14 protein-coding genes are annotated in these 14,219 nt (G+C 65.9%); 10 read left to right on the forward strand and 4 right to left on the reverse strand.

The window, feature by feature from the left end:
- Positions 1 to 92 precede the first annotated feature (92 nt).
- From CXY91_RS09945 to CXY91_RS09960, 4 genes are read left to right on the forward strand one after another with little or no spacing between them, the layout of a single operon-like run.
- The gene (locus CXY91_RS09945) at positions 93 to 779 is read left to right on the forward strand and encodes a cysteine hydrolase family protein (RefSeq protein ID WP_100960930.1); all 687 of its coding nucleotides are present in this window, start codon (positions 93 to 95) and stop codon (positions 777 to 779) included.
- A 15-nt stretch (positions 780 to 794) separates the two neighbouring features.
- Positions 795 to 2,405 (forward strand): regulator, encoded by a 1,611-nt coding sequence (locus CXY91_RS09950; protein WP_100960932.1) that lies wholly within the window; start codon positions 795 to 797, stop codon positions 2,403 to 2,405.
- Positions 2,402 to 2,626 (forward strand): DUF4089 domain-containing protein, encoded by a 225-nt coding sequence (locus CXY91_RS09955; protein WP_100960934.1) that lies wholly within the window; start codon positions 2,402 to 2,404, stop codon positions 2,624 to 2,626. Before CXY91_RS09950 ends, CXY91_RS09955 begins: the two co-directional genes overlap by 4 nt.
- Positions 2,623 to 4,017, forward strand: coding sequence for an AtzE family amidohydrolase (locus CXY91_RS09960; RefSeq protein WP_100960936.1), 1,395 nt, complete (start codon positions 2,623 to 2,625; stop codon positions 4,015 to 4,017). The genes CXY91_RS09955 and CXY91_RS09960 overlap by 4 nt, the downstream gene beginning before the upstream one ends.
- Positions 4,018 to 4,087: 70 nt before the next feature.
- On the opposite strand, the gene CXY91_RS09965 is transcribed toward CXY91_RS09960, so the two are convergent.
- Entirely contained in the window at positions 4,088 to 5,107 is a 1,020-nt protein-coding gene (locus tag CXY91_RS09965) for a glycosyltransferase (RefSeq protein WP_100960938.1), read from the reverse strand.
- Here CXY91_RS09965 and CXY91_RS09970 point away from each other — a divergent pair.
- Positions 5,106 to 6,422, forward strand: a complete 1,317-nt coding sequence (locus tag CXY91_RS09970) for a glycosyltransferase (RefSeq protein ID WP_248307426.1) — start codon at positions 5,106 to 5,108, stop codon at positions 6,420 to 6,422. The genes CXY91_RS09965 and CXY91_RS09970 overlap by 2 nt on opposite strands.
- 18 nt (positions 6,423 to 6,440) lie before the next feature.
- Here CXY91_RS09970 and CXY91_RS09975 read toward each other — a convergent pair whose 3' ends face one another.
- From CXY91_RS09975 to CXY91_RS09985, 3 genes are all read right to left on the reverse strand, one after another.
- Positions 6,441 to 7,907 (reverse strand): mannose-1-phosphate guanylyltransferase/mannose-6-phosphate isomerase, encoded by a 1,467-nt coding sequence (locus tag CXY91_RS09975; protein WP_349236585.1) that lies wholly within the window; start codon positions 7,905 to 7,907, stop codon positions 6,441 to 6,443.
- Positions 7,904 to 8,668, reverse strand: a complete 765-nt coding sequence (locus CXY91_RS09980; RefSeq protein ID WP_100960940.1) for a hypothetical protein — start codon at positions 8,666 to 8,668, stop codon at positions 7,904 to 7,906. The genes CXY91_RS09975 and CXY91_RS09980 overlap by 4 nt, the downstream gene beginning before the upstream one ends.
- 110 nt (positions 8,669 to 8,778) lie before the next feature.
- Positions 8,779 to 9,006, reverse strand: a complete 228-nt coding sequence (locus tag CXY91_RS09985; RefSeq protein ID WP_100960942.1) for a hypothetical protein — start codon at positions 9,004 to 9,006, stop codon at positions 8,779 to 8,781.
- A 192-nt stretch (positions 9,007 to 9,198) separates the two neighbouring features.
- Between CXY91_RS09985 and CXY91_RS09990 the strand changes: the two genes are divergently transcribed.
- From CXY91_RS09990 to CXY91_RS10010, 5 genes are all read left to right on the forward strand, one after another.
- Positions 9,199 to 10,536 carry a polysaccharide biosynthesis/export family protein gene (locus tag CXY91_RS09990; RefSeq protein WP_158673341.1) on the forward strand — a complete coding sequence of 446 codons (1,338 nt, stop codon included), beginning with the start codon at positions 9,199 to 9,201 and terminating at the stop codon, positions 10,534 to 10,536.
- 71 nt (positions 10,537 to 10,607) lie between these two features.
- Entirely contained in the window at positions 10,608 to 11,231 is a 624-nt protein-coding gene (locus CXY91_RS09995) for a LuxR C-terminal-related transcriptional regulator (RefSeq protein ID WP_091833802.1), read from the forward strand.
- Positions 11,232 to 11,679: 448 nt separating this feature from the next.
- Positions 11,680 to 12,219, forward strand: a complete 540-nt coding sequence (locus CXY91_RS10000) for a sugar transferase (protein WP_248307467.1) — start codon at positions 11,680 to 11,682, stop codon at positions 12,217 to 12,219.
- Positions 12,220 to 12,294: 75 nt separating this feature from the next.
- Positions 12,295 to 13,452 carry a glycosyltransferase gene (locus CXY91_RS10005; protein ID WP_091833808.1) on the forward strand — a complete coding sequence of 386 codons (1,158 nt, stop codon included), beginning with the start codon at positions 12,295 to 12,297 and terminating at the stop codon, positions 13,450 to 13,452.
- A 37-nt stretch (positions 13,453 to 13,489) separates the two neighbouring features.
- Entirely contained in the window at positions 13,490 to 14,182 is a 693-nt protein-coding gene (locus CXY91_RS10010) for a class I SAM-dependent methyltransferase (protein WP_100960946.1), read from the forward strand.
- Positions 14,183 to 14,219 lie beyond the last annotated feature (37 nt).

Genomic DNA, 14,219 nt, shown 5'->3' on the forward strand with positions numbered 1-14,219 from the left:
TCCCTGACGTCTCGCGCCTTGCTGGCCGGATGAGGAGGCCGGCGGGCACAGCCCTTGCAAAGCCCGTTCCGTCAGCCCCGACGGAGGCCGCCATGAGCCGCTCCGAGATCGCAGCCAAGCCGTTCCCGCTCAGCGTCGATCTGGCGCGCGTCGCACTCGTCATCATCGACATGCAGCGCGACTTCCTCGAACCCGGGGGCTTCGGCGCGGCGCTCGGCAACGACGTCTCGCTGCTGATGGCGGCAGTCGAGCCCTGCCGGCGCATGCTCGCCGGCGCGCGTGCCGCCGGCCTGCTCGTGATCCACACCCGCGAGGGCCACCGGCCCGATCTCTCCGATGCGCCGCGCGCCAAGGTCGAGCGCGGCCCGCCCGAGAAGCGCATCGGCGCGCCCGGCCCGATGGGGCGCATCCTGATCCGCGGCGAGGCCGGCCACGACATCGTTCCGGCTCTGGCGCCGCTTCCCGAGGAGCCGGTGATCGACAAGCCCGGCAAGGGCGCCTTCTACCAGACCGATCTCGACCTGATGCTGCGCAATCGCGGTATCGAGACGCTGCTGGTCTGCGGCGTCACCACCGAGGTCTGCGTCCACACCACCGTGCGCGAGGCCAATGACCGAGGCTATCGCTGCCTCGTGCTGGCGGACGCCTGCGCGTCCTACTTCCCGGAGTTCCACGAGGTCGGCCTGCGCATGATCGCGGCCCAGGGCGGGATCTTCGGCTGGGTCTCGACGACGGACACCGTGCTGGCGGCGCTCGCCGCGCAGGACCAGGCAGCTTAGGAACGGGAGGGGGAGATGGCGACGACCACCGCGACGACAGCCTCGCCGAAGCTCTGGACGCCGGGCGACTGGAACGCCCTGTTCGGCTTCGGCACCAACATCCTGGTCAACCTGTTGGTCCTGACCGGCCTGCTGCAGTTCGTCCTGAAGATGCCGAGCCAGATCGTCTTCGGCCGCATCCTGCCGGCGCTCGGGCTGATGATGCTGCTCTCGACCGGCTATTACGCCTGGCTCGCCTGGAAGCTGGCGAAGGAGACCGGCCGCGACGATGTCTGCGCGCTGCCCTCCGGCATCAGCGTGCCGCACATGTTCGTTGTCACCTTCGTGATCATGCTGCCGATCGCGAGCATGACCGGCGACCCCGTCAAGGGCTGGGAGGCCGGCCTGGTCTGGGTCTTCTTCCAGAGCTTCATCCTGATGATCGGCGGCTTCATCGCCCCGCTCGTCCGCAGGATCACGCCGCGCGCTGCCTTGCTCGGCACGCTGGCCGGCGTCTCGATCGCCTTCATCTCGATGCGGCCGGCTCTGGAGATCTTCCTGACGCCGGCGATCGGCCTCACCTGCCTCGCCATCATCCTGGTGAGCTGGTTCGGCGGCGTGCGCTATCCGCGCGGCATCCCGGCCGGGCTTGTCGCCATCGTTTTCGGCATGGCGATCGCATGGGGCGCGGCGTTGTTCGGGCTCGACGTCGGCGGCCTGAGCCTCAGCAAGCTCGGCGCCGCCTTCGCCAATTTCGGCTTCTCGCTGCCGCTGCCGGCGGTCGACCACGTCTTCTCGGGCTTCACCTATCTCGGCATCATTCTGGTCACCGCCATCCCCTTCGGCATCTACGATCTCGTCGAGGCGATGGACAATGTCGAGAGCGCCGAAGCGGCGGGCGACCATTATCCGACGACGCGGGTGCTGACCGCCGACGGCGTCGTCTCGCTGATCGGTTGCCTGATGGGCAACCCCTTCATCAACGCGGTGTATATCGGCCATCCCGGCTGGAAGGCGATGGGCGGACGCATCGGCTATTCGGCCGCGACCGGCGTGATCGTCGCGGCCCTGTGCTGGTTCGGCGTCGTCGCGCTGCTGCTGGCGCTGGTGCCGATCGTCGCGATCTCGCCGATCCTGCTCTATATCGGCATGCTGATCGGCGCGCAGGCCTTCCAGACCACGCCGGCGAGCCATGCCCCCGCAATCGTGCTCGCCCTGACGCCGCATCTCGCCGCCTGGGCCAAGGTGCTGATCGACGGCGCACTCGGCGCGGCCGGCACCACTGCGGCCGCGGTTGGTATCGACAAGATGGCCAATATGGGTGTGCTCTACCATGGCCTCGAGCTGATGGGCGGCGGCGCCATCCTCTCCGGTCTCGTGCTGGGCGCGATCGCCGTCTTCGTGATCGAGAGACAGTTCCTGAACGCTGCCGCCTTCGCCGCCGCCGGCGCGGTGCTGACCTATTTCGGCCTGATGCACGGCGAGGCGATCGGGATCGGCAAGGGGTTCGGCGTCACGCCCGCAATCAGCCTGGGCTATGCGATGGTCGCGGGCTTCCTCTGGCTCTGCGCGCGCCAGCTCGCGGGCGAGAGGGCCACGAAGACGATGACGAGCGAGCCGCATGCGCGGCTGGAGCCGGCGGAATGAGCGAGGCGACGCGCGAGTTCGATCCGGCTGCGCATCTCGATGCGATGGCACCTTCGCTGGGGCTTGCGATCACGGCGGAGCAGCGGCCGGGCGTGATCCGCTTCCTGGCGACCGCGGAAGCGATGGCGAGGATCGTGCAGGCGGCACCGGTCGGCGAGGACACGCTCGAGCTCGCGCCGGTCTTCCGGCCAGGGCGGGTGGGGGTGGAGGAAGAGGCGTGAGCGTCGATGTCTTCGCACCGGCGCATCGAATCGCAGCCCAGGTCAGATCAGGAGAGGTCGGCGCCGAGGTCGTGGCCCGCGCCTTCCTCGACCGGATCGGCCGGATCGACGGCAAGATCAACGCCTTCACCGATGTGACGGCGACACGCGCGCTTGCGCAAGCGGCCGCGATCGACAGGGCCCGCGCGGCGGGCGAGCCGCTCGGCCCGCTCGCTGGCGTCCCCTTCGCCGCCAAGAACCTGTTCGACATCGAGGGCCTGCCGACACGGGCGGGCTCGAAGATCAACCGCGAGCGGGCGCCAGCCCGGCGCGATGCTGTGCTGATCGAGCGCCTGACGGCGGCCGGCGCCGTGCTGATCGGCGGGCTCAACATGGGCGAATACGCCTATGACTTCACCGGCGAGAACGTCCATGACGGGCCTTGCCGCAATCCCCATGACCTCTCGCGCATGGCAGGGGGCTCGTCCTCGGGCTCCGGTGCGGCGACGGCCGCCGGCATGGCGCCGATCTCACTGGGCTCCGACACCAACGGCTCGATCCGCGTGCCGTCCTCGCTGTGCGGCGTGTTCGGTCTGAAGCCGACCTATGGTCGCTTGCCGCGCACGCGCAGCTTTCCGTTCTGCGACTCGCTCGATCATCTCGGCCCATTCGCACGGGACGTCACCGATCTCGCCTTGGCCTACGACCTGCTGCAAGGCCCGGACCCGCATGATCCGGCCTGCGCGCAGCGGCCGGTCGAACCGGTCTCGGCGCAGCTGACGAAAGGTGTCTCGGGCCTGCGGATCGCCGTGGCGGGCGGATATTTCGCCACCGACGGCTTGCCGGAGGCTGCGGCTGCGGTCGGTGCCGTGGCGCAGGCGCTTGGCGCAACGCGGACGATCGCGCTCGATGGTGCTGAGATCGCGCGGGCGGCGGCCTTCCTCGTCACCAATGCCGAGAGCGCTGCCCTGCATCTCGGCCGTCTGCAGCTGCGAGCGGACGATTTCGACCCTGATACGCGCGATCGCTTCCTCGCCGGGGCCATGCTGCCGGCTGCCTGGTACATCCAGGCGCAGCGGGCGCGGCGCTGGTTTCACGACCAGATGATGCGGACCTTCGAGGAGGTCGACCTGATCATTGCGCCAGCGACGCCCTGTCCGGCGCCGCCGATCGGCCAGAAGGTGCTTGAGATCAGGGGCCAGACGCTGCCGCTGCGCCCCAGTCTCGGCCTCTTCACCCAGCCGATTTCCTGCATCGGCCTGCCGGTCGCGGCGGTGCCGGTAGCGGGCGGGGGGCTGCCAATCGGGGTCCAACTCATCGCTGCGCCCTGGCGAGAGGACATCTGCCTGAGAGCCGCTCGCGCTTTGCAAGAGATGAAGATCTGCAGCGCCGAGCCGCCGAAAGGGATCTGATTCTCGGCGATGATGGCCCGCTGGGCGATCGAGCAGTCGGCTCGCAGCCTGGTCCCGGGCCTGCCTGGCCTCAGTTTCCGGTACCGATCAGCGTCCTCGCGAGCGCGCTGGCGGATCGGCGTTCCGGGCGATAGCGAATCTCGATGAGACGACGTGACATCCCGACGGGCAGGAATGCGATCAGGATGTGGAAGAGCGAAAGGGCGAGCTTCCGCTTCGGAGAGAAATCATCGGCGCTGATGACCTTGATGAGGTTCGGAAGCTGCCGAAAGCGATCCATCCGGCGATCGATGGAGGCAAGAATCGACCGCTTCTCCAGGTAAAAGAAGGTTCGTTCGACATCGAGTTGCGGCGGCCTGCTGCCCGCGGGCACGGCTCGATTGAGATGGGCGATGAGGCTTTTGAAGCGCTGCATGTGCTGCTCGATCCTGCCGGTGTCGATCGCCCGCCCGACACCGGAGATGTTGCGATCGTGGACGCGGTAGAGCCCGAGTTCCTTCGGCAGGGAGACGACCTCGCCGAAGAAGGGGGCCGCGAGGACGATGATTCCGTCGACTGCGTCGTCATAATCGGCATCGCGCAGCAATTCGCAGAGGTCGCGCCTGAAGACGTTTCCGGAGGTTGGCGGGCTGATATAGACGCCGGTTCGGCGGACACGTTCGCTGAGGTCTCCCGTCACGCGGATCTGATCGGGTTCGGGAACGGCCGAGCCCAGCTTGTTGCCGTCTCCGTCGATGCGGCTGAGGCAGAATTGCAGCTTGGCGATCGATGGCTCGAGCCGGGGGATGATCGTATCGAGTGCGCCGGGAGCGAGTTCGTCGTCGGCATCGAGGAACAGCACGAAGGGCGCCGTCGTCCGGTCGAGGCCGAAGACGCAGGCCCGACGCTGGCCGCCGTTCTCGATCCGGTAGGCTGTGACCCCCGTCCTGCCGATGACCTCCCAGGAAGAGTCGGTCGAGCCATCGTCGACGACGATCAGTTCGCAGTCGTCGCGACCCTGCGCGAGCACGCTGCGGATCGCGCGCTCGACATAGTCCGCATAGTTGTAGCAGTTCACGATCACCGCGAGCCTTGAGGTCGAACCGATCATGCGCCGCTCCGCTGAAGCCTGGACCCGGGCGGCGCTCGCATGGCGACTGGTCTGCGCCATCGGCGACGAGGCGCCCGCTTGGCGCAGACATTGCAAGAGCCGTACCGGGCCGATCGACGGCGCCGGAACGATTGTCGAGCACGCAATGCCGGACAGGAAGACCAGGGTTCTCTATATCGTGCCGCCGACGCGGTCCTTTGCCGGCATAGAGCGTGTCACGGATTCGATCTGTTCGGCGCTGGCGACCGAATACCAGAGCGACCTCGACGTTTCAGTCCTCTACACGTCGCCCTTCGAGCAGATCGTCGGCCAACCGCGGCCATACCACGTCATTCTCAGCTTCTCCGACGGGCGGCTTGATCTGCTGCGGCGGGTCCGGAAGACGATCGCCGGCGGCCGGTTCGACCTCGTCGTGGTGCCGCAGGTCGAAGCGACCGCCGTTTTCTGGCTCGCCTGTCTCGGCATCAGACGCCGCTTCATCCTCTATCTTCACGGCAATCCCCGGCTCGAGCGACGTTCCTTCAAGGCGAGCGCGCTGTTCGAGGTGATGCGGCTTCTGGTCTTGCCGCGGCTGGCGCGCGTCTTCGGGACGTCGCCGCGCCAACTCGACGCCTTCCGAAGCGACTATCCCAGCAAGGTCGAACATGTCTGGGTGGCCAACCCCGTGCGCTCCTTCGATGCGCCCGTCCCTGTGCCGGCACCCGCCATCGGCCGCCCGGTCCGCTTCGTCACAGTCGGTCGCTTCGCCTATCAGAAGGGCTACGACATCCTTCTGCGCGCCTTCGCGGCCTTCTGCGAGAAGCGCGGGGATGCCGAGCTCGCGCTCGTCGGCTATGGCGAGGAGGAGCCCGCGATCCGCAGCTTGATCGACGAGCTCGGCCTCGCCGGCCGGGTCACGATCCAGCACTACCCCGATAGTCCCGCCATTCCATTGTCGAACAGCGACGTCTATTTGTCGGGCGCGCGCTGGGAAGGCTGGTCGCTCGCCATTTGCGAGGCGCTTCGCTTCGGCCTGCCGGTGGTCGCCTTCGACTGCGAATTCGGACCGAGCGACATCATCGTCGATGACCGGCTCGGCCGGCTCGTCCCGCTGGGCGATACTGCCGGTTTCGTCAAGGCGATGGTGCATTACCACGACCATGTCGTGTCGGAGCGCCGCCACGCGCAGTACCGCATCGACTACATCGATCGTTTCAGCCTCGACAAGGTGGTGCACGCCCATGCGCGAGCCTTGCTCGCCGCCGACGGACGTGTCGAGACACGGACCAGTGCCACGGCGGACAGCCTGAGAGCTGAGCCAGCCGGAGCGTCCTGAGTCCGGGGGCTGCTCCGCTCATACCCGGCGGTAAACGTCCTCGTAGCGGACAATGTCGTCCTCGCCCAGATAGGAGCCGGACTGGACTTCGATGATCTCGAGCAGGATCTTGCCCGGATTCGCCATGCGGTGAACGCAGCCGATCGGCAAATAGATCGACTCGTTCTCATGCACGAGGATGGTTTCGGCATCGCGCGTCACTTCGGCCGTGCCGCGAACCACCACCCAGTGCTCGGCGCGGTGATAGTGGCTCTGCAGGGACAGCTTCTGGCCGGGATCGACGACGATGCGCTTGACCTGGAAGCGCGCGGCGAGGTCGAGCGTCTGATAGTACCCCCAGGGCCGATCGACACGGCGGGAGCTCACCACCGCCGGATGGCCGTCGGCCTTGAGCCGCTCGAAGGCGCCCTTGACCTCCTCGGCGCGCTCGCGCTTCGTCACCATCACCGCGTCGTTCTCGACCACGACCACGGCATCCTCCATGCCGACGAGCACGGTGAGCGGGCCGCTGCTCTGGACATAGCAGTTGCGGCTGTCGACGAACTCGACATTGTCGCCGCCGGCATTGCCGGCCTCGTCCCGTGCCGAAGCCTCCCACACGCTCGACCAGCTGCCGACGTCCGACCAGCCAAAGGAGGCGGGAACGACGCTGGCGAGTTCGGTTCGCTCCATCACGGCATAGTCGATCGATTTGCGGGGCGCGCTGGCAAAATGTTCGGTGTCCAAGCGATGGAAGCCGATATCCTCCTTGGCGTGCGCCACGGCCGCCGTCGCGGCGCTCGCGATCGCCGGCTCGTGCCGGCCGAGTTCGGCCATGAAGCTGTCGGCGCGGAACAGGAACATGCCGCTGTTCCAGAGATAGCCCTCGTCGAGATAGCGGGCCGCGGTCGGCGCATCTGGCTTCTCGACGAAGCTCAGCACCTTGCGGGCGCCGGCATCGCCCGGTTGGGGGCGGATGTAGCCATAGCCTGTCGCGGGCTTGTCCGGGACCATGCCGAAGGTGACGAGCTGGCCTTGGATCGCAGCAGCGGCCGCGATCTCGACCGCGCTGCGGAAGGCTGGCAGGTCGCCGATCAGATGGTCGGAGGCGAGCACGAGGACGAGCGCTTGGGGATCGCGCTTCTGGATGAAGCTCACGGCGGCGGCGATGGCCGGTGCGGAATCACGGCGCGCCGGCTCGAGCAGGATCTCGCCCGCCATCTGGACCTGCTTCATCTGGCTCAGCACGAGGAAGCGGAAATCCTCGTGGGTCACGATCACGGGGGCGCCGAATAGCGGGTGCCTGATCCGGCCCAGCGTCTGCTGGAACATCGACTCCTCGCCGAGCAGCGAGATGAACTGCTTCGGGAACGCTTCGCGCGATGCCGGCCACAGCCGTGATCCAGCGCCGCCGCACAGCACGATCGGCACGATCGTGCCGGCGCGAGCGACGAGAGGTGGCTCGACCGCGGTCGCAGAAGCCTGGGTGATAGGATCGATCTTCACAAGCTCCTCGCAGATGGTTTGAGCCGCTCGACGCCGGAGACGAGCGCAAAGCCCAGCCCAAGGCCGATGGCCTTGATCCAGACGTCGTGGATGGTGCCGTGCCGCGTCGGCGACCAGTTCTGGGCGAGTTCGAGCGAGATTACCGCAGCAAGACCGACAGCGAAGATGAGAAAGCGCTGCCGCGGATAGCCGATCGCGAAGGCGGCGGCCGCGGCGAGAAAGGCGAGTCCGCGTTCAAGATCCGGGATGAGCCAGGAGACGGACGGCCGCTGCTCGATGCCGGACAGCGTCGCATAGACGATGACGAGCATCAGCGCCCAGCCGGAGACGCGTGAGAGGCGGCGGATGGCCGCCATCCGCGCCCGCACCAGCCGCACGAGGCGGGAGAGCCACCTGCTCGCTCTGGTTCCGCCACGCAGCGCGCCGCCGATGCCGGTGTCCTCGATCTCTGTGCGCCAGGCTGCCAGCATCGACCTTTGCGCCCGCAGCTGTTCGAGGCGGCGGAACGCGGCCATCATCTGCGCCTCCGCCTCGACCAGCCTGGCCTCGTCGGCCGGCTCGCGCTCGAAATAGATGCCGTCCTCGTTCCCGAGCAGCGCTGCGGCGCGGGTGCGGGCCTCGTCGAGCCGCCGCGACAACCCGGCGCTTTCGCGCTCGATCCCCGCAAGCGCCTGCTCGAGCTGGCGGTAGAGCGGTCCGAGCCTGTCGAGATCGGTTTCGCGATCTCGATCCAGGCTACGAAACCGGGCAGGCAGCGTCATTGCCCTGTCTCCCCTCGCAATGCGGGTAGCGGAACGACGCGCGATCGCGCCAACCGCTGTTGCGGGGATGATCAGCAATTCATGTGCCAGAAGGCCGGCGCAGCGAAGGGTCAGCGAGGCTGACGCGGCCCAAGGATGTCGAGGACGCCGCGCGAGCGCGGTTCTTTGCCGGTTGCGGTCCGCGACCTGAGGACCATGACGAGCGCGGCGAAGGCGGCGACGGCCGCGCTGGCGACCACGGCGGTGGCGATCAACGCGACCAGCAGCCCATGCGGCCACATGAGCCAGAGGGTCAACGCGCCGCTGGCAATGGCAGCCAGGAAGAAGACGATCAGCATCACTCGTGCTTTCGCGGCTCGCTATCGGCCAGTGACTATAGCTTTGCTCGCCGGTTCGAGAAAGGCTTCACGGGCGTGCGGACTATCCACCAGCCTGAGCCGTCGTGGTTAAGGGCGCGCTAACGGCGCTCGAAGGGGGCTGGCAACGGATTTGCTTGGGAGCTGCCGGATCAGTCCGCAGCGGAGAGTTTCGTGAGACGTCTCACCCTCCTCGACCATTTTTTCCCAATGCGTATGCACGCTTGTGCCTGGGCACTCGCCCCCTTGCTGACGGTGTTGTCTCTGACGCTTGCCGGCGCTGGGCAGGCCTGGGCGAATGACTTCGAATACCGTGTCGCCGCGCAGGATCGGCTTAAGATCAAGGTGTCCGAGTGGCGGCCGAACTCGCGCGAACTCTTCGAATGGTCGGCGCTCAGCGGAGAGTTCGCCGTCAGCTCGACCGGCATGCTTTCGCTGCCGGTGGTCGGCACGTTCTCGGTCGATGGCAAGGCCCCGGCCGAGATCGCGGCACTGATCTCGGAGCGGCTGAAGGGAACGGCCGGGCTCGTCAACGCGCCTGCAGCCGCCGTCGAAATTGCCCAGTATCGGCCGATCTATGTCGTGGGCACCGTCGAGAAACCCGGCGAGTACGCGTTCAGGCCGACGATGACCGCGTTGCAGGCGGTCGCGATTGCCGGCGGATTCCAGCGCATGGAGCTGGCGCTGGGCCGTTTCGAGCGCGAGACGATCGTCGCCGAGGGCGAAATTCGCGTTCAGCAGACGCAGTTGCTCGCCCTGCAGGTGCGCCGCGACAGGCTGCTGGCGGAAACGCGCCAGGCGGAAGCGATCACCTTCTCGGAGGATATCCGCAGGAGCCTCGATGACAGCGCCGCTCAGGCGATGCGCGAGGAGAACGCATTGTTCGCCTCGCGTCGCAAGGCGGTTCGCTCGCAACTCGATCTCCTGCAGCAATCGCGCGGGCTGCTTGAGGAGGAATTGCGCACGCTCGGCGCCAAGGCGGTGACCCAGCAGCGTCAGCAGGATCTTATCCGGCGCGAGCTGAACAATATCAACAGCTTGATCAGCAAGGGATTGGCCGTGAGCCCCCGCCAGCTCGCGGTCGAGCAGAATCTCGCGCAATCCGAGAGCCAGGCGCTCGACCTGATGCTCGCAACGGCGCGCGCCAAGCAGGAGATCAGCCGCATCGACCGCACGCTGGCCGATCTGGAGAACCAGCGCGAGATCGATACCAGGCGCGAACTGCGCGAGACCCAGCTTTCGCTCAAGCAGTCCGAGGACCGGATCGCGGCGCTACGCGCGCTCATCCACGAATCGACCGCACTAGCGCCAAGGCTGCAGAGCCAGCAGGAGAAGCAGCTCGCGCGCATGCGCTTGAGTGTACAGCGCCGCCAAGGCGACGCGGTGAACGAGATCGCGATCGAGGAAAGCTCGCCGATCCTGCCCGGAGATATCGTCAGGGTCGAGCGAGCCTCACTGCAATCGATCATCTCGTCGCTGCCCTCCACCAGCACGGCCGGGGCGCAGAACTAGATATCGCAGGAAACCCCCGGGTCGATTTGCGGCCGCTGAAAGCAGGCTCCCGTCCATGCGGAGGTAGGCCTATGTTGTCATTCTCGCGACCTGCTCGCATTTTTCTTGCAGACGAACATCCGATCTTCCTGGCAGGACTGCGCTTTTGCCTGGCCGACCAATCGAACATGATCGTCGTCGGCGAGGTCCATTCATCCGCAGACCTCGCACGGGTGGTCGAGAAGGCAGCTCCCGATGTCGCCGTCGTCGGCGAGCATTTCAACGGTGTTTCGGTCGTCGAAAGCCTGCTGAACGACCTTCCAGCCTTGCGGATCCTCGTCGTTGCCGAGGAGCGCGACAATGCCCGCGCCCATCGCCTGCTTGCGTTCGGCGTACGCGGCTATGTCCTGAAGCAATCGCCTGGCTCGATCATGTGCAAGGCGATCGCGACAGTTCTCCGCGGCGGCTGCTTCCTCGATTCAGTGGAGCCCGTTCCGCTTCAGGCAGGGGGCCGGCGAGCAGCTGTCCTGACCGAGCGCGAGCAGGAAGTTCTGCGCTTGATCGCGCTGGGATTCAGTATTCGCGAGGCAGCCGAGCGCATCGGAATCACCGCAAAGTCCGCGGAAACCTATAAGATGCGCGCCAGTGCCAAGCTGAGCATCGATAGCCGGCAGCAGATCGTGCAATACGCCATCACGCGCGGATGGTTTGAGTAGCGCTTCTAAAGAATTTAGATCGCGGTCGGTTCATCCATTTGTTTTATTCGGATCTCCCGCTGCGTCACCGCGACGCAGCGGAGGGCTGGTGCGCGGCTGGGCGCAGTTCGCCGATATGCTCCTGAAAGAAGCGAATTTCCGTCAAATCTGTCAGGAATTTTACTGACAAAGCCCAGCTCGCAGTCAGGCAGCTGCATTGCTGAACAAATATGCTGCATCGCACAAAAGCCTATTGTTATGTATTCGTTGCGCGTTAATAATCTATTAAGATGCGGTTTATGCGTAGGGTGCTGCAATGAGCCGATTTCCGGACTCGCAAAATTTGTCGGCGTCCTTCTCTCTACCCATGCGTGTATCGCAAGGGGAGTACAGATTCGCCAGGGGCGTAGTAAAGAGAGGGTTCGACCTTACGGCGGGAATCCTCCTTCTCTTTCTGCTCGCGCCCCTTATGCTGCTCATAGCTGCCCTGGTCAGGGCCGGCGATGGCGGTCCAGCCCTTTTCAAGCAGCCGCGGGTTGGCCGCGGCGGGAAAAGCTTTCGCTGCTGGAAGTTCCGCACCATGGCCTGCAACGCCGATGAGGCGTTGCAGCATCTGCTCGCCACCGATCCCGCTGCCGCCAAAGAATGGGCCGAGAGTCAAAAGCTCACACGCGATCCGCGGATCACGCCGGTCGGCGCCTTCCTGCGGCGCTCGAGCCTCGACGAACTGCCTCAGCTCTTCAACATCATCGCCGGCGAGATGAGCTTCGTAGGGCCGCGCCCTATCGTAGCAGCCGAGCGCGAACGCTATGGCGAGGCCTTCAATCACTGCTTTTCGGTCCCGCCCGGGCTCACCGGTCTTTGGCAGATCAGTGGCCGCAGCGATTGCTCCTACGCCACCCGAATCTCGCTCGACAGCCAGTACGCGTCGGAATGGCACCTCATGCTCGACGCCAAGATTCTGGTGAAGACGGTCCCGGCAGTGCTGATGCAGCGGGGGAGTCGATAAGGCCCGCCGAAGTCCGCGAGCCTGATCCGCAAGTTCACGCCCAGCTCAGATGGGTTCCATGGAGTTCCTCGGCCCATGAAAATCGCGATCGTCCACTACTGGCTCGTCGGCATGCGCGGTGGCGAGAAGGTGATCGAGGCGCTGTGCCGGATGTATCCGGACGCGGACGTCTTCACCCATGTCTACGTTCCCGAGGCGGTCTCCGACGAGATTCGGCGACACAAGGTGACGACGAGCTTCATCGGCAGGCTGCCGCGGGCCGCGAAGCTCTACCAGCGCTACCTGCCGCTGATGCCGCTGGCTCTCGAGCAGCTCGACCTGCGCGGCTACGACCTGATCATTTCCAGCGAGTCCGGTCCGGCCAAGGGCATTGTGCCGCCACCGGGTGCGATGCACATCTGCTATTGCCATTCGCCGATGCGCTATATCTGGAACATGTTCCACGAATACAGGGAGCGCTCCGGACCGATCACTCGCCTGCTCATGCCGACATTGGCCCATTACATCCGCAATTGGGATAGTGTCTCGGCCAATCGTGTCGATCACTTCGTCGCCAACTCCGAGACGGTGGCCACCCGGCTGCATCGCTACTATCGCCGCGCCTCGACGGTGATCCATCCGCCCGTCGATGTCGACGCCTTCGAGGTGCTGCCCAACGGCCTCGTCGAGGATTACTGTCTCATGGTCGGCGAGCTCGTCGGCTACAAGCGGCCGGAGCTCGCAGTCGAAGCGTTCAATCGCACTGGCCGACGCCTCGTCGTGATCGGCGGCGGTGAGATGCTCGCCGAGCTCCGCCGCATCGCCAAGCCGAATGTCCAGGTGCTTGGGCCCCAGCCCTTCAGCGTCCTGCGCTACCATTATTCGCGCTGCCGCGCCCTGATCTTCCCCGGCGAGGAAGATTTCGGAATCGTGCCGGTCGAAGCCATGGCGAGCGGGCGGCCGGTGATCGCCTTCCGCCGCGGCGGCGCCACCGAGACGGTGGTCGACGGCATGAGCGGCGTCTTCTTCGACGAGCAGAGTGTCGATGCGCTCATCGCTGCCGAGGAGCGGGCCAGGGCGATTGCCTGGCAGCCGCGGGAGATCGCGGACTATGCCCGCAGTTTCTCGACCGCCGTCTTCGAGAAGCAGATGGCGCTGCACATCAACCAGCTGCTCAAGCCGCTCGCCGGGACGATCTCGATGGCCATGCCGCCGGTGCAGCCACGCCCTGCCCTGGTCCAGAGCCTGGCGTGAACGAGACCGGCCCTTCGCGATACCGAGGAAGAACCCGATGCAGACGATCTACCAGAGCGACGTCTATGCCGACCTGAACCCGACCTGGCACGAGGAAGACTCGCCGTGGAAGGCGCGGCAGATCGAGGCGATCCTGCGCAAGAACGCGATCGCCTTCGACAAGGCCTGCGAGGTCGGCTGCGGCACTGGCGAGATCCTGTTCAACCTGGCGAAGGCGTTCCCGCAGGCACGTTTCGATGGCTACGAGATCTCGCCGCACGCTTTTCAGCGCGCCAAGTACAAGGAGACCGACCAGGTCAACTTCTCGCTTGGCGATTTCACGACCGAGGGCCCATCGGATTACGACCTGCTCGTGATCGCCGATGTGATCGAGCATGTCGAGGACTACATCGCCTTCATCAAGGCCTTGCGCGGCAAGGGCCGCTACAAGGTCTTCCACATTCCGCTGGATCTGTCCGTCCAGTCGCTGCTGCGCGGCTGGCCGATCACCAAGCTGCGCGAGAACGTCGGCCACCTGCATTACTTCTTCAAGGAGACCGCCCTCGCGACCCTCGCGGACTGCGGCTACCGCGTCATCGATCACGCCTACACCGCGAGCCGGCTGGAGCTGCCGAACCAGGCGCTGAGCAGCCGATTGATGCGCCTGCCGCGCCGGCTCTGCTTCTCGCTCAATCCGGACCTGACGGTCCGCGTGCTGGGCGGTTACTCGCTGATGGTGCTCGCCGAATGACCATGGCGCGCGGATACGATCAGGGCGGAGGCGGGCT

It is taken from the genome of Allobosea sp. FBZP-16 (assembly GCF_002831785.1).
Lineage (GTDB): Bacteria > Pseudomonadota > Alphaproteobacteria > Rhizobiales > Beijerinckiaceae > Allobosea > Allobosea lupini.